Consider the following 20,791-nt stretch of genomic DNA (forward strand, 5'->3'; position numbering starts at 1 on the left):
CCAATTGAACCATATGGCAGGCAATGATAATAAGATTAGCTATACAGGGTGCTGATCAACTGCTATCCGCTATCTGTATCACGAAGCATAGGCAGTTAAAAATATATCTGCGTTTTGGCTCCATAAATCATGTACATTATTGTTATTAATATTTTGAACAAAAATTTTGTAATGATCATTACGCAGGGCATAACATATCTGTTCACCTAATTTTTGGGCATCATCACCAGGTACAAGCAGGCCGTTCACATCATTCTGTATAAATTCAGGGAATGAACCCACATTTGTAGCAATCACCGGTGTTTTTAACCCGAATGATGTCATCAATACGCCGCTTTGCGTAGCATCTTTATAAGGGCAAACAACAAATTTTGCCTGCTGTATCAGTTCAACCAGTTCTTCAACGGGAATATGTTTTTCGATAAGCGTAATATTATTTTTGTATTTGTTTATTATTTCTTCATTAATAACAAATCCCGGAACCTTTTTACCGGCAATGATCAGCTGTTCATTGGGAAATTCTTTAAAAACCGCAGGCATAGCTTTTAACAACTCATCAATTCCCTTGTATTGTGATAAGCGACCAAAAAATAAAATGTGTTTCTTTTTTACATTTTTATCTGATAAAAGTTGCGCCAGGTATGAATAAGGCGCCATTTGCAGCACCATTTTAGGATGCTTGATTTTTTTATAGTGCTCTTCGAATTGTTTTTTTGCAAACTTTGAATAAAACAGGTAACGGGTTTTTACCGGTAAGTGAAAGAAAAACGTTCTGGGCAGCCACATCTTCCAGGTATTTTCTCCGGTATGCGGTAACGGATCGTGAATGGTAATGCATACATTTTTAAATGCTGTTAAAAACGGTAACAAACCTATAGCCCGAAGACTAATTGTTTCGAAGTGAAAACAATCCGGTTTAAATTGTTTAATGTACTTCCATACCCTGTAGTTTGTTTGAAATGTGCTGTACGAAAATCCTGTTGGATGCGGATGAACAACAAAATGCACACTGGCAACTCCGTCGAAATAAGATTGCATGTAATCATACCCTTTTTCGGTTAATATTTCCGAAGGGTGCACCAGCGTTTTATCTTTAGGGATGCGCTGTACATCCAGAATCGTAAGGTTTTTGCCATGGGGCGTTATTTCGATCAATACATGCAGATTTACATACTTCTTCAGCACTTTGACCACTTCAACACATGTATCTAAAAAAGCAACCTGTATGTAATATACTACTGTCATAAGCCTCCCCCCTTCCCCCTCCGGTGGAGGGGGAGATTTGAAACACCCAAAGTTCTATTTAAACCTGTTGAAACTACAGGCTCGTTTACATCCTGTGCTATCGGAACTTTGTTACTGATGATTAAAATAATTGCTATCAACAACCAATACGTTGCAAACAATACTACAGGCGGCAAGGCAGATGATAACAACACATATATACCTGCCAGCGCGCCGGTAATAAAGTAAAATTTCAATACATGCCATATTGTTACGATTCCCCTGCGCAACAGCAATATATCCTGGCAAATGTGAAAAATCAGAAAAGAAAAAAAGATGGCCAGATTTACGGTCGTGAGATCTTTTGCAAACAAAAATCCGGTGAAACAAAACAACACATTTAATACCAGGCTCACCACGTTAAACCACATATCGGCCCGCTCCATATTCATTGCCACCAATACATTGGCCTGCAACAGGGCAGTAGGAAATATCAATATGGTTAAAAACATTTCTTTCGTAAAAACGCCGGTGCCGTTATAAGTAGCCCCAAACGCCCATGGAATGAGGTTATCGGCAAAGGAATAAATAAAGGTGTAGGTGAACACACCAAACAGCAAATAGTAAATAAATACTTTGCTGTAATAGTTTCTGAAGTTTTTTATACTACCTGTGCCATACAATTGTACCAGCGTAGGAAACACTGACATAGATACAATGAGCGGCAATACCTGCGCTATGGCAAATACCTTGAATGAGATTTCAAAATTGGCCACATCGGCCAGGCTGAGCGTTTTTGAAATTATTATATTCGAAATGCGCCAGTACGCTATGGCCACGCTTCCAATAATAATAAAGGGCCAGTTCGCAAAAACAATCTGTCTGATCTCTTTCCACGAAAGCGGGTAATTCCATAGGTAGCGCAGGCCGATGGTCTTTGACGAACCGAACCCCAGGAAAAAATTGAGCGTTATAAAGCGCACACCAATCAATAAAAAAGATAAGGTTATGATCGATAACGGAAAAATGAACAGCAGGCAACCGATGATAAATCTGAGAACTGAATCAATGATGAGAATAATAAATGTTTTATTTTGATTGAACTCTGCTACGTTTAATGCTTTAATGGCATAAATAATATTATCGAAAATGATGTTCACTCCCATCAATACGATCAGGTATTGCAATACCGGATCGTGGTACAATAAAAATGCCACCCCTATATTGCACACATAAAAAAAGGTTCCGCTGTACAGCTGCATTTTTAAAAACCGGCCCAGTAGTTCCTGCCTGTCGGGCGTATTTACTACTTCGCGTGTAAACCATTGGCCAAGCCCTAATGTTGAAAAGCCCGCTAGGAACTGGTAAATGGTATTGGCAATTAAAAAAAATGCAAACTCACCGGTAGTATATTTTCTGGCAACAATCACAAAAAATAAACTAAGCAATATGGTTTGCAAGCCATTGGCTGCAATGCCCCAAAAACTGTTTTTGATCAATCGCGATTTAAACAGGGTCACTGAATGCTGTATCAGGTTCTTTTTCATTAACGATTTTTGAGCGATTGGACAAATAGATAAGAAAACAGGTCATACACAAAACCACCAATAAATTTCTTCTGTCCATTATTGAGTACAACGACACAAAGGACACGAGCCAGCAAACGATCGCCGCTATAAACAACATAACCCGTCCGTCGGTTTGCTGTTTATACCAGGCGCGCATAGCGCCAAAAACTGCACCCAGAATTAATGCAAAGGCCACTATAAATGCGGGAGCGCCAAATTCAGTAAGAATTTTCAGGTAGCCGTTTTCGGGCTGATCAAGAAACACTATTTCATCATTTTCAAGCACCAGGTATTGGTCCTGTGCATACTTCGATACATAATCTTTATAATTTCCGATACCGATACCTAAAAAAGGATGCGACTTATAAATTCCGTATGCTTCTTCCCAAATGGCAGCCCTGAAATCGAATGAATTATTGAAATTGTCCTGACGGTTAAACATAATAAGCGATTGCGAAAAGAATGCAATCACAATACCACCCGCCAAACAGCCGACTATTATATATTTTTTATATTGCATGCCTGCAAACAATAACAAAAACAGCGTTCCGGCAATCAATCCCAAAAAAGCCGATCTTCCTCCGGTTAAAAAAATGGCAACAGCTACCAATAAAAAGAAAAACAGATTTTTGAACCCGGGCTTTTGGATATTCTTTTTATTTATCAGAAATACAAAAGCCGACATGGCCAGAAACTGCGCATACTTTTGCGAGTCGTGAAAAAAACTGGGATACCGTACGCCATTGCTGTCTAAGGTATTTGGGTTTAACTCGGAATAAAATCTCAATTGAAGTCCTACAACCAATTGTACCGTCAGAAATGCTATAGAAATCAAACAGGCGACCTGTAAACCGGTGATCATTTTATTTAAGAACGATTCATCCTGCACACATTCCAATATCAGCAAGCGGGCATAAATAAAAATGGGTATGATCAATAAATTGTTTAGTAAAGAACTTATCGGAAATTCAGAAGTGAGGCTTCCCAGAATCAGTAAAAACATCAGTGTGCAAAAGGTGATAAAGTAAAACCGGTTCGCCTTAAAGATGGTTAAAAAGTCTTTGTACCGCATACAAAGAATGATATATGAAAGCCCTTCGAATATCGACAGTCCGCCCCAACCCCATGCCGCCGGCGTTAATTTCAGATCAATTACAGGAAAGGCGTACAGCATAAATAGCAGGTACATTCTTCCCGGCCGTTTGCCAAACAACAGGCAAACAAAAAACGCCAGTAACGCTACGATGGTTAAAACCACCATCAAAGATTTCATATGTTTTATTTTAGTCGGAAAGTCCTCAAGTCGGAAAGTCCGGAAGAAATCACGCTGCGACTATCACTTTGCCTCAAACTTTCGGACTTTCTGACTTTTCGACTTGCGATCTTTATTTGCCGACTTATTAACTAAGAAGATGTTCCATCTGTACTCTTCCGGCTTTTTCAAATTCTATTATGTCGTTTTCGATCATTTCCTTTACCAGCATGCTTAAATCATATTCGGGTTCCCAGCCCAATTTGGCTTTGGCTTTACTGCTATCACCTATCAACAGATTTACTTCAGTAAGTCTGAAATATTTCGGGTCAACAGCAACCACCTGCCTTCCTGGCTCCAACCGATACATGTGGTTTGAACAGGCAACCACATAACCACGCTCATTCACCCCTTCGCCTTCAAACTGTATGGTAATGCCTAATTCGGCAAAGGCCATGCGAACAAATTCTCTTACTTCGGTGGTTATTCCTGTAGCAATCACAAAATCGTCGGGTTTATCCTGTTGTAACATAAGCCACATAGCCTTCACGTAATCTTTCGCATGTCCCCAATCGCGCTTTGCATTCAGGTTACCCAAATACAAACAATCCTGTAACCCGAGCGCAATGGCCGACACAGCGCGGGTTATTTTGCGCGTAACAAAAGTTTCGCCGCGCAACGGACTTTCATGATTGAATAAAATGCCATTACAGGCAAACATGTCATAGGCCTCGCGATAATTTATGGTGATCCAGTAAGCATATAATTTAGCCACGCCATAAGGACTTCTTGGATAAAAAGGCGTTGTTTCTTTCTGCGGCACTTCCTGCACCAGCCCAAACAATTCTGATGTTGAAGCCTGGTAAATGCGTGTTTTCTTTTCAAGCCCCAGAATTCGGATCGCTTCAAGTAACCGAAGGGTACCGATGCCATCGGCATTGGCGGTATATTCAGGAGTATCAAAACTCACCTTTACATGGCTCATGGCAGCAAGATTATATATTTCATCGGGCTGCGTTTCCTGAATGATGCGGATCAGGTTGGTACTATCAGTCATATCGCCATAGTGCATGCGAAATCGAACATCTTTCTCATGGGGATCCTGGTACAAATGATCAATACGCTGTGTATTAATCAGCGATGAACGCCGCTTAACGCCATGCACCATATATCCTTTTTCCAATAATAATTCTGCCAGGTAAGCGCCATCCTGGCCGTTAACGCCTGTAATAAGAGCTGTTTTCATTTAGTGAATGGTGAATAGTGAATGGTGAATAGTTAAAGCCATGCCACGGTTACCCGATTTAGCGGAACGTCGCCAGAGTAACCGTGGCACGGCTACTTCATACTTTATCTGAAAAAAGCATTGTATAAATAGTTATTCGTATAAGAAGAAGTTATAGGAATAATTTCAACATTGCTCTTTTCAACTTCAGCCGTCATGGCATAACCCAGTGAGGGCAAATGCACTTTCACGGTCCTGTTTCGCACTTCTATAACATTTCCCTCACGAGCCATCAGCGGGCCGCTGGATATTTTAACCCGGTCGTTCATGTTCACGTCGATCTTTTCCAATTGCACATTCTGGTATTCGTCGAGAAATTGTTTAACCGTATCTATCTCTTCATTTTTTATAACCGCCGGCTGCCCCAGCCAGTATACAAAATTCAAAATGCCATCTGTTTGTTTTATGATAAGATGCTCCTCCGGCATAGTGTTTACAAATACATAGGATGTAAATAAAGGCTCGTACACCAGTTTCTTTCTATCGGCCCACTGACGTACAATCCGGTTCAGCGGACAATAATTTTCCACGTGCTTTTTCGTTAACAGATCTGCCACTTTTTTCTCCCATCTTGGCCGTGTATACACTGCGTACCATTTCTTGCTTGTAGTATCCATATGCTGATTTTATTTTTTAAAAAAGGCTCCGCCCATCTCAGTTACAGTACCCTGTATCTGGCAATTGGTTGTTTGTAGATCGTGATTTACATCCTGCCTGCCGGCAGGTAGGTTTCTGGTTAGAATGTTTCCGGTTACCAGTTACCTGGAAACCGGAAACCGGTAACTACTATACTGGCTTAAACGATGATTTGCGCTTTCTTTTTTCTTCATAGGCATAGCCATATCCATATCCGTAACCGTATCCATAATGTTGTTTGCCAAACCCACGCGGACGGATACCATTGAATACAATAGCCATATTCTTTAACTGATTAACCTGACTGTTTTTATCTATTTGTTCAACCAGTACTTTAGGCGTATGCCGGTGCCTGATCAGGTACAGGGTGGCATCGCAGTACGGTGCAATAATGTAGCCATCTGTTACGGGCCCTACCGGTGCGGTATCTATGATAATATAATCAAAGATGGCATCGAGATAATTGAGCAGTTCAGGCACCTTATTGCTCATTAATAATTCAGTAGGATTGGCCGACATGGGGCCAGCCGGGATCAAAAATAAATTGTCGTTTATTTCGGTGCGTTTTATGATTTCTTCCGGCTCACGCGCCCCCAGTAAATAGCTCGATATGCCATAATCAGAAGCAATTTTCAGTTTATCGCTGATAGCCGGACTGTGCAGATCCATTTCGAGCAACACCACTTTTTTTCCTGTAAGCGCCATGCTTAAGGCCAGGTTGGTGGCCACAAAACTTTTACCCTCACCCGAAATACCCGATGTTACCAGCACTTTTTTATGAGAGGCATCAACTCCGAGGTAATTGAGGGCCACTCGCAACTTACGGAACTGTTCTGCAACAAATGTGCGGTTATTTACACCGATCACTATCGGATTCTTCGATTTATCGTGACAAATTTCAGCTATCACCGGATGATTGGTTAACCGTTCAATATCCTGCCGGTACATTACCTTTCTGCTGAATAGTTCTTTCAATGTTACCCAGGTTATGCCAAGCGCCAGGGCTGCAATGATTGCAATAGCAAACACAATAGGCGATTTTGGAAAAACCGGTAAAACAGTTGTCGAAGCTTTATCTACCACGCGACTATCCGATACATTGGCTGCATAGGACAGAGCCGTTTCTTCTTTCTTTTGCAACAGAAAAGCATAAATGCTTTGCATGGTGCTTTGCTGACGGCTGATTTCAATTAAATCGCGTTCCTTTTTGGGAATTGTTTGCAATACCGAGGTGTATGAAGTATTGGTAGCAGCCAGGTTGCCTTTGCTGGCCTGCAAACCTCTTCGCTGGTTTTGTATATTTTCCAGTATTCCCGGTTTAACTTTATTTATCTGATCGTCTATCGAAGACAGCAATGGGTTATTTTCGGCCGTAGTGGCTTTCTTCTTCTCATATTCCAGCTCCAGCTCATTTAGCTTGCCGAGCAAATTCGATAGTACAGGATCGGTTACCCCAAGGGTTGAGGGAACAATACCGCTGCTGTTATTTTTTTGTTTTACATAATTTTCAACCTGGTCAAGTACCGCCAGCTTCATATCTATTTCACTCAGCTTCTGGTCGTTCTGGCTTACATTTTCCAAAAACAATTTACCCTGTTCGCCCACGTCAACTGCTTCCTGCGAAGATTTATATCTTTCTATTTTCTGCTCAATACCGCTCAAATCGCGCGATACGTGATTCAACCTGTCTTCAACAAATTTCAGCGTATTGGCCGCCAGGGTATTTTTATCTTTCAGCATGGCAATACTATAGGTTGCCAGCAGCTCGTTCAAAATATCTTCACCACGCTGGGGCACTTCGTCGCGGATGCTGATATCTAAAATAGATGACAGCTTGCTGGCTGAAGCGATCACAAGGCGATGCTGAATATCTGATATTACTTTTTTAGGTTCCTGCAGGGTAAAATATAACTGTCCCTGTGCTGTGTCGGCAGAATCGGCAATGTGCGTGTTAGGCACAAACTGTAAAGTACCATAAGGTGTTTCAACCCATTTGTTCAATGGAAAACTATCGGCTCCCATGATGACTTTATTATCATCTTTATTATAGGTAAACAATACCTTTTTCGCATCTTTAATGCTATCGGGATTTCTTGCCTGCACCATTACCGGCGATGTGGCATAAGCGGGTATGCCCGAAGGAGAAACTCCTTTCGCCGATAACCACGAGGTAATTTTATTGGAAGTATTATTGGAATTTATCCAGGAATTGATTTTGGAATTGATGTTGCGCTCTTCATACACCGGCGCATACAGGTTCAGGTTTTTTACCACTTCCTTTACCAGCGTACGCGACTGTAATACCTCCATTTCATTCTCCAGAATTTTTTTGGTAGAAATGAGGTTGAGCGATTCAAGTCCTTTGGAGTCTTCGACCCCTTTCTTTTCGTCTTTGATCAGCAACCTTGCTGTGGATTCGTATTGGGGAATGGCATAGCGTAAATAAACGAAAGCCCCTCCCACTGCCAGCAACAACAGAAATACAAACCACGGCCAGTATGAAACATAACGATTCCATAACTGGTTAATACCGGTTGTCTTATTCTCCATCTCGAGTCCGCTTTTGTGAGTTACCTGCATAAAATCATTTTTTATCTTGTTACACGATCTACTACAATTACTCCCAGCGACAAGGCGCCTAATATAATAGGTATCCATTGCAGGGAGCGGCTTGTACTGGCAACTTTATTCTTATTCGGTTCCACATATACCACATCATTCGATTTTAGGTAGTAGTACGGGGAATCGAATAGTTCAGTTGAATTCAGATTTAATCTTTTGGTCACTTTTTTACCATCTTCGTCGCGAATCACCAGTACATTATCACGTTGGGCATAAATGGTTAAATCGCCTGCGAGGCCTATAGCCTCAAGCAAAGAAATTCTTTCGCTGGGCACAGTTACAACAGTAGGATGTGCTACTTCGCCCAGTACTGTAACTTTAAAATTCAGGAAGCGAACCGTTATAATCGGATCAACGAGGAGTTTTTTATCCACCAGATCCTTTGTTATTTTATCTTTCAGCTCATCTTTAGTTAAACCAGCTGCCTTTATTGTTCCCAGAAACGGGTATTGAATATTGCCTGATCCATCGACCAGGTAACCCGAAGCAGTAGTTGTAGTTGTTGGTGTGGTATTACTAACCGAAGGCGCACTGTTGCCACCATTCGGTTGATTAAATATGGCAGATGCTTCAGGATTTAAACTGCTTACCGAAATACTTAGCAGGTCATTATTCTGAATGACCAGTTTCGGAATGGCGGGTGCGTTAAAGGAACCATTCTGCTGGTCTGAAAAGTACACTGCCTTTTTTGTATTTACACAGGATGTACTTCCCAGCATAATGATTACAATAATTATAATACTATTAATATTCAAAGCCCGCCCAATACGCGGCCAGGCTATATTTGTCATATATGCCATATACTATTTAATTAGTTATACAAACAAGCAATCACGCTATGGAAAAACTACAATGTAAATCAGGAGAAAAAAACCACAGGACAGTTTGGTGTTATTATAAGCAAGCAAAGGGAATTGTTAAGGTCAGGAGTTTATATCAAAAAGCCTGCAATTTTTGAAAGATACCATAAATAAAATTTTCGTTTGTGTTCTTTTTTGTTCTTGTTGTATATGATTTTCAACACTTAAATTCTTCTACTTAATAAATCCGTTCAATACCCATTGTATTCGTTTTTATATTGTTGTTAACACTATACAGGTATCTTTCGCCTTTTATCTTTTTAACGGTGCTAACATAGTTCTTTATTTCCTGTTCTTTTTCTTTCTGACAAATCAACAGCACATCGGTAGTATCTACCACTATATAATTTTCAAGCCCCTGTAACACTACCAGCTTTTCATCTTCGGCACGTATTACACATTTTGCGGTATCTATTGTTAGTACGCCATTTCCTGCTACGGCATTATGCTGTTCATCTTTCCCCATGTTTTCCCAGGCACTGTTCCATGTTCCCAAATCGCTCCAGCCAAATGAACCGGGAACCACAAACACATTATCTGCCTGCTCCAATATGCCGTAATCAATCGAAATGTTTTCGCACACCGCATATATATCAGCGATTAATAACCTCTCAAAACTTGTGCCCAGCCAGCTTTGTTTGTTTTTAAACAGTTGATGCAGATTGGGTAAATACATTTCAATTGAATTAATAATTGATTGTACCCGCCACACAAAAATTCCTGAGTTCCACAAATATTCCCCACTGTTTACAAATTTTGTGGCCGATTGGGTATCGGGCTTCTCGGTAAATGCCTTCACTTTATGTACCAAAGGCTTTTCTTCATTTTTATTGAATTGAATATAACCATATCCCGTATTGGGGTACGATGGCGTTATACCCATGGTAACCAATGCATCGTGTTTATCAATAAACTGCAACGCGGTTATACAAACAGTTTCAAATGCATGCTGGTCAACAATCAGGTGATCAGATGGTGCTATTATTACAGCGGCATTGGGATCTTTTTGCAATATTCTGAACGATGCATATGCAATACAGGGCGCTGTATTCTTTCTATCTGGTTCACCCAATATATTTTCCCGGCGCATAGCCGGCAATTGCTTTTCTACAATATTTACATAATCTGTAGAAGTTACTACATAAATGTTTTCTTCGGGTACCCACTTTACAAAACGCTTAAACGTTTGCTGTATCAATGTTTCGCCCGTACCCAGTATATCAAGAAATTGTTTTGGGTAATCTGTTCTGCTCACCGGCCAAAATCTTGAACCAATACCTCCGGCCATAATAATTACATACGTAGATCGCTGCATACGTGCTTTTTTATTGCTAAACGAATAATTGTTAGTTGTACCTAAAATGTGGCCTGCAATCGATAGTAGCCTGTATCCTGCAACAATACTGCCAGTTGCTGACTGTGCCTGTTATTTTGCCGTTTCAGCTTTTCATTTAATAACAGATAAAGTATGTTGCTGAATTTTTTTCGCAGAAAGTAAAAGTCTGTGGGATTAATTTTATCGAACAGCTCATTGGCCGCCGGCAAATTACCCGATTTATATAAGGCGATTGTTTTCAATAAATAAAAATTCTGCAGAAACTTTTTGCGGCCGGAATCATCATTTTCTTCTTTATAATTCTTAACAGCATAATCAATGTAATACAAACCCTCTTCATAGCAACCGGTTAAAATAAGCGCTTCTGCCATATACAACTCAAAACGGGGAAATGAAATGCATTTATTAATGGTGCCTTCCAGACTACTGTGATATTTCCAGGCCTCTATTATTATGTTATCTGCAGGTAATTGCATGGCATGTACGTGATATAATAAAGTAGCAAAGTACCGTGCGCAAATAAAAGGTTCGGTAGTTTCCTGTATTTGTTGTTGTATAACCGTAGATGCGTGTTTTTGTACCAGCGTATCATTACCTGTTAGCCAATACCTGAAGGTTAATAAGGCATAGGCAAATATCTGTGCACTTACAGTTTGTTTTTCGGTATAATAATAACGCAATCCGTCGCCATAATACGAATTCAGTTTATCGATATTAACAAACTGCTCAAAATAAAATTCCTGACCGTTTTTTGTTTTGGCAATCTGACTTTGAAATTTATCTGCCAAAAAAGGGTTGCGGTTTAAAAAGGTAAGTGTGTTAACTACCACACCCGCAAAGGTGTTATCATTTTCATGGCAAACTGTAACATCACGAAACAGCGAAACCATATAAAGGAGCACCTGTTCCTGGTCGGGCAACGTGGCAGTTTCTTCTTTCTTCAAAGTGATAACTTCGTCAACCGAATGAAAACCGCAATACTTCGATAAAATGGTAAGTGTAGAATGCGAAGGCGGATACATGGCCTTTACAAGGCCAAAAAAACGCCGTAAAGTGTTGGGATTTAGCTGGCATTTTGTTTTCTCGTATACATCATAGCTCAGCTGTATACAATCCCTTGATGAAACAATACTGCGTCCGAATACGTGTTCAATTTCTGTTTTAATCAGCGCTTCTACCTGGTATTTCATGTGAAAGAAATTTGCTTGCCCCCACAAACAATATAAGTTGCATTTTATAACTGCATAACAACCGCTGATTATTCATATGGAAAATGGACAATTACCCTTTTAAACCTTTTAGTGTTAAAAAACGCTGTACAATAAAATTAATAATCGGTTCCCCTTACTGTTTGTTCTTTATTGTTCAGACGTTAGTTTTACAATTCTTATATGTTAAATGCAAATTATAAGCCTGTTAAAACCCTATCGCTTTTGCCACAACGGTTTTAACAGTAAAAAATCCACCGGTTTCAATTGTTAATGAACCGCTCCTTTTCAATTCCCTTCTAACTTTTAAAAGATTTGTTGAACTGACAATAAACCGGCTTTAAACAGGTTTTCCACAATTACAACCACCTGAAGGCATTGAGCTAATTCAACTAAATTTGTGACTTACCACAATTGGTTTGGGTAATAAAATCCTCAATCATGATAAAAATTTTAAGGTAATTGCACAAAAAACAGGCTGCAGACAATTATATGGGCACATTATTTTTATTTGTTATGCTTATGTTAACTGCCTGCATCAATCGCATTGATTAAAATAATAAAGATTATAGCAGATATAGTATGGAAGACATTCTTGAACAGGTAAAGGAATTTGCGGGCAGGGCACATGGTGAGCAACGCCGGAAATTTGCAGATGAACCTTATATAGTGCATCCAATACGGGTAATGGAATTATGTGCGACATTTACAAAAGACGTTTGCATACTGGCTGCTGCACTTTTACACGATGTACTGGAAGATACACCAGTGACCAAAGAACAGATAAAAGACTTTCTGTTAACCATAATGGAAAAGCACAAAGCCGACAGGACCCTGCATCTGGTAGAGGAGCTTACCGACCGGTATGTAAAGGCAAACTATCCGATGTGGAACCGGCGGAAAAGAAAAACGATGGAAGCAGAGCGGCTTGCCAATACCAGTAGTGATGCGCAAACGATCAAGTATGCCGATATCATTGATAACTGCACCGAATTTGCAACCCAAAGCATCGACTTTGCAGCAATTTTTTTACGGGAGTGCCGGGCCCTGTTACAAAAAATGGATAAAGGCAATCCGCAATTATATCAGCGCGCTATGGATACGGTGAACGCGGGGAAGTAATGAAGCGCCTCACCGCAGCTTCACCGCCACATTCAACCTGTCTGCCACATTATCCCAGTTAATGATCTGCAGCATCGTATCTACAAAATCATTGCGTTTGTTTTTGTATTTCAGGTAGTACGCATGTTCCCAAACATCAACCACCAATAAAGGGATAACACCCCATTGGGTTAATTTTTCGTGGTTCTCGCATTGCAGAATGGTCAGCTTATCAGAGTATGGCTGATAGCCTAATATACCCCAACCATTACCATCTACATCTTTCGAGGTTTTGGAAAGATATACTTTCAGCTTATCGTAGCTGCCAAAATCTTTTTCGATCCGCTTTAGCAGGTCGCCTTTGGGATCGGCTTTTTTATTGGTAAGGTTCGTCCAGAAAATGGTATGCAACACATGCGATGAAAAATGGTACGATAGCTTTTTTGTATAGTAATCAACCGTTTCAACATTATTTTCATCGAGGGCTTTGTGAATCTTTTGCAAATCGGTATTGGCCGCCTTCACTGCACCGCCATGATGAAAAGTATGATGTAGGTAAACGGTTTCCTCATCCATATAAGGTTCCAGAAAATTCTTGTTATATGGCAACGGCAGGTGTACAAAATTTCCTTCGGCATCTGTTAATTTATCCAGCCCGTTGTTGTCGTAATGATTTGCCAGAGCAGAATGCGATGGTAAAATACCCGCTGCTGAAAGCACAGCCGAGGCAGAAAGAAACTGTTTACGATTCATACCAAAAGATTTTTTAAGTACATGTATTATTTAACGCCCGATTTTACAGGTTGGCAGTTTCAGGTTACAGGTTTCAGGGAAAACCTTTGGATAAATTTGTGCAACTTATAACCTGTAACTTGTACTGTTCACCGCGAATCCCAAACTCATAAAAACTTTATCATCAACCCCGCTACAGCCGCTGCTGCAATGATAAACGGTTCGGGAATTTTTTTAAATTTAATCAATATTATAACAACCAGCAGGGCAATAACAATTGTAATAACATCGGTGAGCTGCCGTTTGGCCAACACCAATACAGCACCTGCAATGGCGCCTATTGCTGCGGCGGTAACGCCATCAACAAAGGCTTTGATGCCGGGATGTTTACCATATTTTTTAAAATAGGGAGCCGGTATTATGGTAAACAGGTAACAGGGTAAAAAGGTGGCGAGCGCTGCCACGCAGGCGCCCCAAAATCCGGCAACAAGGTAGCCGATAAATCCAACGGTTATTACAACAGGGCCCGGGGTGATCATGGCTACTGCTACGGCATCTAAAAATTCCTGCTCACTTAGCCAGGCATATTCTTTCACTACTCCGCCATACAAAAAAGGTACAATGGCCAGTCCGCTGCCAAATACAAAAGCGCCTGCTTTTAAAAAGAACCAGGCTATTTGAGTCAGCTTTTCATTGTTCGAAACACCGGCGCCAATTTGCAACAACGCCGGCCACACGAAAAAAGATAAGCGCTTACGTATTATTTCGGGCGGCGATTTTACCAGCCAGGTAACCACACCGCCGGCTATTATCAGCCAAAGATTTTCGGTTTCGGTAATAGTGGTTGCTACAGTAAGCACCGTGAAAATAACCCACAATAACCAATCTTTCTTCAGTGTTTTATTTACCAGCTTATAACTGCTCACCGCAATGATACCTATAACAGCAGCGCCGATGCCATAAAACACGGCCTGCATCCACGGTAATCCGCCAAAATGTATATAAGCATACCCCAATGCGAGTACCATGATAAATGAAGGCAATACAAAGGCAATTCCGGCAAGGGTGGCGCCAATAATTTTATAATCAATATACCCGATGTAAATCGACAGTTGGGCTGCCAGCGGACCGGGCGCCAATTGCGCCAGCGCCAGTCCTTCTTTATAGTCAGACTCGTTTATCCATTTCCGGTCTTCAACGAGGTCTTTATGCATATACCCTACCAATGCCACAGGCCCTCCAAAGCCAATGGTGCCAAGCTTCAGGAAATAGAGGATTAATTGTTGTAATGTATATGTTGGTTGCATAAATCAATTGACAATAAGCAATAAGCAACTGGCAATTGGCAATAGACAATGGACAATTAGCAACGTTTCATTTGTCAATTGCCTGTTGCTTATTGCCTATTGAATCCACGTGTGTCTTTCATCATGCACATATGTTGCCCAGCTGTACAGGGCTTCATATAATTTCATTCCGGTTTCGAGCATTTCGAAATCGTTTTTATAATTATAACTTAATCCGGCCGAAATGGCCCACAGGCCGGCGCTTTGCGGCGCCAGGTTAAACCGGTCGGTATCTGCCCCGCGAACAATTACAGCCAGTTGCAGCAGGGCCGGATCGGTTAACCGGTGCTTTTTAATAATGTAATCAAACGTGCAGTATTCTCCTTCATGCGAATACTCTGCACCTGGTATATCATACGGAATCGCATCCCATTCTTTTGCTTTTTCAAATACCTGTTCTTTTGGAACATAAAAAAATTCAGCCCCGGGATCAACAAACCGCTTAATCAGCCAGGGGCAGGCAATGCGGTCAATCTTTGGCCGTTCACGGGTAATCCATTTCATCCTGAGCGTAGTCGAAGGATTTGTATTAAACGTTGAGCGCCCTGAGCGTAGCCGAAGGGTCGAAACGCTGCCTTCAACCAACCTGCAATTTCACACAATTCAGTTTTTCAAAATAGAACGGAATTGACCTTTTTGAACAGTCTTTACTTTTACCCTTGAGCGTTTTGAATGTGGTCGAAGGATGGAATGAACTCCGGGGCATTGAGCGAAGCCGTGCTTTACTCTTTATTTTTGATTTCCCTTCTGTACTCCGAAGGATTTTTACTGGTGAACTTTTTAAAAATGCGGGTAAAATGACTTTGATCTGAAAAACCGGTGAGGTAGGCGATTTCGGCCAGTGAATATTGCGAAGTATGCAGCAGGTGCATGGCTTTTTCGATGCGTAGCTTGCGAATGTATTCGCCGAATGAAAGATCGTTGAAATATTTCGAGAACTCGCGCGACAGGTAAGCCGGATGCACATTCAGTTCTTTGGAAATATTTTTTAAACTCAAACTAAGATTGGTATCTATCTGGTCCTGAATAATTTCTTTTAATTCTTTTGCCCAGGCGGGCTCTTTTTTGGGTGAGCCGGGTTTTTGTTTAATGAACTTATTGAACACATCTACCAGTAAATGTTCAACCGGGTTTTGCGTATGTTTTTCCTGTTGCAGATATTTTGCCCAGCTGTATAAGGCATCATATAACAACATGCCTTTATCGAGCAGCTCATGATCATCTTTAATATTATAGGCAAGTCCGGCCGAAATAGCCCACAACCCCGAAGCCTGGGAAGCCAGTTCATGACGGTCGGTATCGGCGCCCCGAACAATCACCGCCATGGCATGCACAGCAGGATCTTTGATCTTATATTCATCTATTAAGGCATCAAAAGTGCAATGATTGCCGTAGTGCGTGAATTTTACATCGGGCACATCGAAGGGTATTGCATTGAGCTCACCGGCTTTTTTAATCACTTCATTAAACGGCACATAAATAATTTCTGCCTCTGTATCGATAAACCGTTTAATCAGCCATGGGCAGGCAATGCGGTCGATCTTAGGCCGTTCACGGGTGATCCACTTCATAAAAAAATATATGATCACAAATTACGAAAAGAATAATTCCTTACCCGGCCACATTTTTAGCAATGCCCGTGGGTTAAAAAAGATTACTTCCACATTAAAAGCAGAATGCCATACGAAACAATTAAAAAGCTGCCTATGAAAGTAATAACCCGTACGACCCAGGCATATTGATTGCCTTTCTTTTGAAGTGATTTAAATACATTGGTAGAAATCGCATGGGCAACCATTATAGTAAACGAAAGAAAAACAAGTAATATAATTATAACCACCATGGTGAAAAAAGTGATTTTTACCTGCCAATCAAAACTTCAGATGACTTACTCAAACATGCATATCGTCATCAGCTTTTGAACAGGCGCTCCGTTCCTGATTTTCATGGCCATGAACATGATGATGGTTTTACCATTACTTTTCAGCTGACCGATATCGAAAGAATATCTTGTTGAGTTAAGATGACTAACATCCGAAGGGTCAAGTTCAGCTTCTTCATCTTCAAAAGAATAATGATACCCATGCCAGGGGCTTTTAAAAGGATTGTTATCATCTTCAGACCCGGCCGGATTGGAGAAGGCCAGCTCTTTACCGTTGTATACAGCAATGTTTTTTGTTATATCAAACTGAAGTGAATCGAGGTTTTTCAGTCTGGCGGCGCCCTGAAAAGAATATATATTTCCTTTTTGCTTTATAAGCAGAGCTTCCTCGCCCGATTTTACCAGTTCGGGTGCTTTTGATTTCGTGTCACTCATACCCGAATATTCTTCAAACTCGTCTTTGGTTAATCCCAATTTTTCATAGAACGCACTTGAATCGGTAACACTTTCAGCCGAATCGCGAAACCAGGCCGCGTTCGTTTTCATGGCTTTTACCACCTTACCCGATAGCTCTATTTGCCGGGGTGTTATTTTCGATTTTATGCTCATGATGTCGGCCATATGTTTGCCTGGTTTCAGCCACAGCGGAAGGTCTTCGCCCGGGTCATGAGCGGCGCCGGTTTGACAATATGCGCCAAAAGCAAAGAAGGCAATCAAAAACAAGGTTAATGGGTAAATTTTCATAGATATTAAAAGAAATATCCCCCAAGATAAAATACATTTTTTAGAATATATATTTTTCAAATTTTTCTTTTTTTCCCGTTTCCTGCTGACATACCGTTGTCACTACCTGCTATTTTCTTTGTATCATCAAAAACAATAAAAATGGTACAACAACAAACCACTCCCGTTTCAAAAGAAACCGCATTGGCCTATTTAATGAAAAACTATGCGAATTACAATCTCTGGGCTAATACCACACTCATAAACTGGCTAAAAACCAAACCGGCTTATTTACTGGAGAAAGAAGTGCCATCGAGCTTCCCCACCATAAAACTTACCCTGCTTCATATATGGCAAACCGAATGCTACTGGCTTTCGATCATTAAAAAAGAATCCGAAATAAACCATACGCCATTTAGCGGAACAGTGAACGAAGCGTTCAATACCCTGCTTGCCACCTCTGCTGAACTGGCTGCCTATATCGGTGGTATGACCGAAGAAAACATGACCGACAAAACACTGATCGTAAGCCCCTGGTTCCAGTGCGATTTCAAAAATTTCGAGTATATAATGCAGGTGGCCAATCACAGCACCTATCATCGCGGACAAATTGTTACCATTGGCCGTAACCTTGGGTTTACCGATGCGCCTATGACCGATTACAACTTTTATAATATAGATGGAAAAGAATGGTGATGTATAACAGATTGAAGGGATACCTAACTTTCCGGCATCAGTGTTTTTTAAGATTACAAACGAGGTGGCAAGCTGCAAACGTTACCGGCAACGATTGCATAAATTAATGTGCATGGCTTAGTCTAACTATGTTGCGCATATGTTAAATTTATCAGGAACCTTTTTTTTAAACGATTAAATTGCCACTAAGTATGAAAAAACACGTTAGCGCCATCGCGCTCCTTATCTTTATTGCCGGTTGTTTAAAAGTTACAGAGCAACCTCAAACACCTTCTTCCTCTTCTTCGAACGCTGCAAAATCAGAAGCAACACCCTTATCAACTATTGCAGCAGTGAGCACCACAGTTACTACCGAATCAGCATTAAAAACCGCTATTGCCAATGCCAAAGCAGGCGATATTATTACTGTAAGCGGTACCATTAAATTAACAAGTACCCTTCAGCTGCTCAACAGCGGTACAAGCAGCTCAAAGATCAACTTCACAGGTGGCACTCTCGATGGCTCGGGCATATCATCGGGCTGGGTAGTTAAATGTAACGGCAGCTACTGGAACATTACCAATATGACCATTAAAAATGGTCCCGATGCCGGGCTTGTTTTCCAGGCCGGTGGTTACAATTATGTGAGCAACGTTACCACAACCGGTAATCACGACACAGGTCTTCAGATTTACAACAGCTCGCACGACAACAATGTAACCGGTTGTCATTCGAATGAAAATTACGACACTCAAAACGGAGGCGAAAATGCCGATGGTTTTGCCTGTAAATTATCGGGCGGCGCCGGCAACAAATTTTCGAGCTGCGTAGCCAATCACAACTCTGATGATGGCTGGGATTTATATGGTCAACCCTATACAGTTACAATAACCGGTTGTACATCTACCAATCACGGCTATGGTACAAATGGCGATGGCAATGGCTTTAAACTGGGCAGTGCAGGACAAAGCGTACCTCATACTGTTACAAATTGCACAGCCAGCTATAACAAAGCGTGGGGTTATGATGGCAATGGTAATACCGGGCACATAACCATTACCGGAAGCGGTGGTACCGGTAACGGTTCAGGTTTGATGACCAGAATTTATTAATCTGTACTCCATAGTATAAACATCAGGCAATTGCCAATGAGTATTCCCAGAGGGGTCTACCTGTTGGTAATTGCCTGTGTTTATTAATATCGAATAACGAATGTAGAATATTGAATTTTGAATGTAGAAATTGAGCCCTGAGCAGCATTTCCTGTGCTTTGTACCTTGTGCCCTGTGCCTTTTTATTTCTTACGTACCTGTACCTGCTGCAGCATTTCAACTATTTGCAACTCTCCTGCCCGCTTCGCATGATCCATCGACGTTTCACCATTCTCGTCTTTAATAGTTACATCAGCGCCCGATGCCAGTAATAATTTTACCATGCCTGCATGGCGGTTGCGGCAGGCGGCCATTAATGCGGTAGCCCCATATGTGGTTACAGCGTTTACTGAAGCGCCGTTATCGATGAGTAGTTTTGCCATATCGGTAAAGCCTTTGGTGGCCAGCATCATTAATATGGTTTCATGATCCTGCATGATGAAATTAACATCGGCCCCTTTTTCAATCAGCAATTTAGCCACCAGGTAATGATTGTTTAAGGAGGCATATACAAGCGGCGTTAATTTTTCTTTACTTACTGCATTAACCGGCGCTTTGTGTTGCAACAGCAGGGCGGCCACTTTTTCAAAACCATAACTGGCGCTGTACATCAGGGGTGTAACACTATCTACATTAACCGGATTTACATCGGCCTTGTTTTCAATTAAAATGGTAACAACATCAGCATGCCCTTTCATAGCTGCTATCGCCAAAGCAGTTTCACCGAATTTGTTTTTATCATTTATCAGTGCTTTGTTTTTTACCAGCAGGTGAGCAATATCTTTTTGATCCATAAGCGCCGCCCACATAAGGGGCGTACGGCCCTCGCTATCTTTTTTATTGATATCAACTCCATGTTTTATAAACTGTTCAACGCTGGCAATGTCATTTCTTTTTACTGAATCAAAAATGTCGGTATCATATTGCCTGCAATGCATCAGCAATACGGAACAGATAAAAGCAGGTAACAATCTGATTATTTTCATTGGCAGTATATTCAGGCATCAGTAAGCTACGAAACAACTGATAATGTGCAATTAAATTGTGCGGATAAAAATTTCAAACATATATTAAAATATCTTATATTTAATTATTATTTGATTCGCTCCCGTTATAGTTATAACTATCTGCAAAAGACTGCAACCTCAAAAAGATATTCTTCAGAGATTCCTGTATTCCCGTAACTACAA

Annotated in this window: 19 protein-coding genes; 3 read left to right on the plus strand and 16 right to left on the minus strand. The window is 40.9% G+C overall.

The window, feature by feature from the left end; all coding sequences use genetic code 11:
• Positions 1-78: 78 nt before the first annotated feature.
• The 9 genes from AC59IL_RS15380 to AC59IL_RS15420 form a co-directional block, all read right to left on the minus strand.
• Complete coding sequence (locus AC59IL_RS15380) at positions 79-1,245, minus strand: glycosyltransferase family 4 protein (protein ID WP_496553041.1); 1,167 nt, start codon at positions 1,243-1,245, stop codon at positions 79-81.
• A complete protein-coding gene (locus AC59IL_RS15385) occupies positions 1,242-2,771 on the minus strand; it encodes a lipopolysaccharide biosynthesis protein (RefSeq protein WP_496553042.1) in 1,530 nt (509 codons plus the stop codon). Before AC59IL_RS15385 ends, AC59IL_RS15380 begins: the two co-directional genes overlap by 4 nt.
• Positions 2,731-4,065: an O-antigen ligase family protein gene (locus AC59IL_RS15390; protein ID WP_496553043.1), complete on the minus strand. Its 1,335-nt coding sequence runs from the start codon at positions 4,063-4,065 to the stop codon at positions 2,731-2,733. Before AC59IL_RS15390 ends, AC59IL_RS15385 begins: the two co-directional genes overlap by 41 nt.
• A gap of 127 nt (positions 4,066-4,192) precedes the next feature.
• Entirely contained in the window at positions 4,193-5,290 is a 1,098-nt protein-coding gene (gene gmd, locus AC59IL_RS15395; protein WP_496553044.1) for a GDP-mannose 4,6-dehydratase, read from the minus strand.
• Positions 5,291-5,394: 104 nt separating this feature from the next.
• The gene (locus AC59IL_RS15400) at positions 5,395-5,946 is read right to left on the minus strand and encodes a UpxY family transcription antiterminator (RefSeq protein WP_496553045.1); all 552 of its coding nucleotides are present in this window, start codon (positions 5,944-5,946) and stop codon (positions 5,395-5,397) included.
• Positions 5,947-6,115: 169 nt separating this feature from the next.
• Positions 6,116-8,545, minus strand: coding sequence for a GumC family protein (locus AC59IL_RS15405; protein ID WP_496553046.1), 2,430 nt, complete (start codon positions 8,543-8,545; stop codon positions 6,116-6,118).
• Positions 8,546-8,556: 11 nt separating this feature from the next.
• The gene (locus AC59IL_RS15410) at positions 8,557-9,387 is read right to left on the minus strand and encodes a polysaccharide biosynthesis/export family protein (protein WP_496553047.1); all 831 of its coding nucleotides are present in this window, start codon (positions 9,385-9,387) and stop codon (positions 8,557-8,559) included.
• 238 nt (positions 9,388-9,625) lie between these two features.
• On the minus strand, positions 9,626-10,762 hold the full coding sequence (locus AC59IL_RS15415) for a mannose-1-phosphate guanylyltransferase (protein ID WP_496553048.1): 1,137 nt from the start codon (positions 10,760-10,762) through the stop codon (positions 9,626-9,628).
• A gap of 41 nt (positions 10,763-10,803) precedes the next feature.
• Positions 10,804-11,973, minus strand: a complete 1,170-nt coding sequence (locus AC59IL_RS15420) for a hypothetical protein (RefSeq protein WP_496553049.1) — start codon at positions 11,971-11,973, stop codon at positions 10,804-10,806.
• Positions 11,974-12,573: 600 nt separating this feature from the next.
• On the opposite strand from AC59IL_RS15420, the gene AC59IL_RS15425 reads away from it, so the two are divergent.
• Complete coding sequence (locus tag AC59IL_RS15425) at positions 12,574-13,113, plus strand: HD domain-containing protein (protein ID WP_496553050.1); 540 nt, start codon at positions 12,574-12,576, stop codon at positions 13,111-13,113.
• A 9-nt stretch (positions 13,114-13,122) separates the two neighbouring features.
• Here AC59IL_RS15425 and AC59IL_RS15430 read toward each other — a convergent pair whose 3' ends face one another.
• From AC59IL_RS15430 to AC59IL_RS15455, 6 genes are all read right to left on the minus strand, one after another.
• Positions 13,123-13,845 (minus strand): superoxide dismutase, encoded by a 723-nt coding sequence (locus AC59IL_RS15430; RefSeq protein WP_496553051.1) that lies wholly within the window; start codon positions 13,843-13,845, stop codon positions 13,123-13,125.
• 146 nt (positions 13,846-13,991) lie between these two features.
• Positions 13,992-15,131 carry a chromate transporter gene (locus tag AC59IL_RS15435; RefSeq protein WP_496553052.1) on the minus strand — a complete coding sequence of 380 codons (1,140 nt, stop codon included), beginning with the start codon at positions 15,129-15,131 and terminating at the stop codon, positions 13,992-13,994.
• Between the two features lie 96 nt (positions 15,132-15,227).
• A complete protein-coding gene (locus AC59IL_RS15440; RefSeq protein ID WP_496553053.1) occupies positions 15,228-15,674 on the minus strand; it encodes a chromate resistance protein ChrB domain-containing protein in 447 nt (148 codons plus the stop codon).
• Between the two features lie 218 nt (positions 15,675-15,892).
• A complete protein-coding gene (locus AC59IL_RS15445; RefSeq protein WP_496553054.1) occupies positions 15,893-16,741 on the minus strand; it encodes a chromate resistance protein ChrB domain-containing protein in 849 nt (282 codons plus the stop codon).
• A gap of 83 nt (positions 16,742-16,824) precedes the next feature.
• Positions 16,825-17,013, minus strand: coding sequence for a hypothetical protein (locus tag AC59IL_RS15450; protein ID WP_496553055.1), 189 nt, complete (start codon positions 17,011-17,013; stop codon positions 16,825-16,827).
• A 45-nt stretch (positions 17,014-17,058) separates the two neighbouring features.
• Positions 17,059-17,796 carry a hypothetical protein gene (locus tag AC59IL_RS15455; RefSeq protein ID WP_496553056.1) on the minus strand — a complete coding sequence of 246 codons (738 nt, stop codon included), beginning with the start codon at positions 17,794-17,796 and terminating at the stop codon, positions 17,059-17,061.
• Positions 17,797-17,937: 141 nt separating this feature from the next.
• Here AC59IL_RS15455 and AC59IL_RS15460 point away from each other — a divergent pair, with 141 nt between their 5' ends.
• Positions 17,938-18,471: a DinB family protein gene (locus tag AC59IL_RS15460; protein WP_496553057.1), complete on the plus strand. Its 534-nt coding sequence runs from the start codon at positions 17,938-17,940 to the stop codon at positions 18,469-18,471.
• Positions 18,472-18,662: 191 nt separating this feature from the next.
• A complete protein-coding gene (locus AC59IL_RS15465; protein ID WP_496553058.1) occupies positions 18,663-19,562 on the plus strand; it encodes a right-handed parallel beta-helix repeat-containing protein in 900 nt (299 codons plus the stop codon).
• Between the two features lie 182 nt (positions 19,563-19,744).
• On the opposite strand, the gene AC59IL_RS15470 is transcribed toward AC59IL_RS15465, so the two are convergent.
• Positions 19,745-20,587, minus strand: a complete 843-nt coding sequence (locus AC59IL_RS15470) for an ankyrin repeat domain-containing protein (protein ID WP_496553059.1) — start codon at positions 20,585-20,587, stop codon at positions 19,745-19,747.
• Positions 20,588-20,791: the final 204 nt, after the last annotated feature.

The sequence above is a fragment of the Niastella sp. sgz303648 genome, assembly GCF_059587045.1.

Bases quoted from the DNA above. Each gene is read 5' to 3' on its own strand.
- AC59IL_RS15455 (WP_496553056.1), bottom strand. From the start codon at position 17,796: ATGAAAATTTACCCATTAACCTTGTTTTTGATTGCCTTCTTTGCTTTT.
- AC59IL_RS15390 (WP_496553043.1), bottom strand. From the start codon at position 4,065: ATGAAATCTTTGATGGTGGTTTTAACCATCGTAGCGTTACTGGCGTTT.
- gmd (WP_496553044.1), bottom strand. From the start codon at position 5,290: ATGAAAACAGCTCTTATTACAGGCGTTAACGGCCAGGATGGCGCTTAC.
- AC59IL_RS15460 (WP_496553057.1), top strand. From the start codon at position 17,938: ATGGTACAACAACAAACCACTCCCGTTTCAAAAGAAACCGCATTGGCC.
- AC59IL_RS15450 (WP_496553055.1), bottom strand. From the start codon at position 17,013: ATGGTGGTTATAATTATATTACTTGTTTTTCTTTCGTTTACTATAATG.
- AC59IL_RS15425 (WP_496553050.1), top strand. From the start codon at position 12,574: ATGGAAGACATTCTTGAACAGGTAAAGGAATTTGCGGGCAGGGCACAT.
- AC59IL_RS15465 (WP_496553058.1), top strand. From the start codon at position 18,663: ATGAAAAAACACGTTAGCGCCATCGCGCTCCTTATCTTTATTGCCGGT.
- AC59IL_RS15470 (WP_496553059.1), bottom strand. From the start codon at position 20,587: ATGAAAATAATCAGATTGTTACCTGCTTTTATCTGTTCCGTATTGCTG.
- AC59IL_RS15415 (WP_496553048.1), bottom strand. From the start codon at position 10,762: ATGCAGCGATCTACGTATGTAATTATTATGGCCGGAGGTATTGGTTCA.
- AC59IL_RS15410 (WP_496553047.1), bottom strand. From the start codon at position 9,387: ATGGCATATATGACAAATATAGCCTGGCCGCGTATTGGGCGGGCTTTG.
- AC59IL_RS15430 (WP_496553051.1), bottom strand. From the start codon at position 13,845: ATGAATCGTAAACAGTTTCTTTCTGCCTCGGCTGTGCTTTCAGCAGCG.
- AC59IL_RS15445 (WP_496553054.1), bottom strand. From the start codon at position 16,741: ATGAAGTGGATCACCCGTGAACGGCCTAAGATCGACCGCATTGCCTGC.
- AC59IL_RS15420 (WP_496553049.1), bottom strand. From the start codon at position 11,973: ATGAAATACCAGGTAGAAGCGCTGATTAAAACAGAAATTGAACACGTA.
- AC59IL_RS15440 (WP_496553053.1), bottom strand. From the start codon at position 15,674: ATGAAATGGATTACCCGTGAACGGCCAAAGATTGACCGCATTGCCTGC.
- AC59IL_RS15435 (WP_496553052.1), bottom strand. From the start codon at position 15,131: ATGCAACCAACATATACATTACAACAATTAATCCTCTATTTCCTGAAG.
- AC59IL_RS15400 (WP_496553045.1), bottom strand. From the start codon at position 5,946: ATGGATACTACAAGCAAGAAATGGTACGCAGTGTATACACGGCCAAGA.
- AC59IL_RS15385 (WP_496553042.1), bottom strand. From the start codon at position 2,771: ATGAAAAAGAACCTGATACAGCATTCAGTGACCCTGTTTAAATCGCGA.
- AC59IL_RS15405 (WP_496553046.1), bottom strand. From the start codon at position 8,545: ATGCAGGTAACTCACAAAAGCGGACTCGAGATGGAGAATAAGACAACC.
- AC59IL_RS15380 (WP_496553041.1), bottom strand. From the start codon at position 1,245: ATGACAGTAGTATATTACATACAGGTTGCTTTTTTAGATACATGTGTT.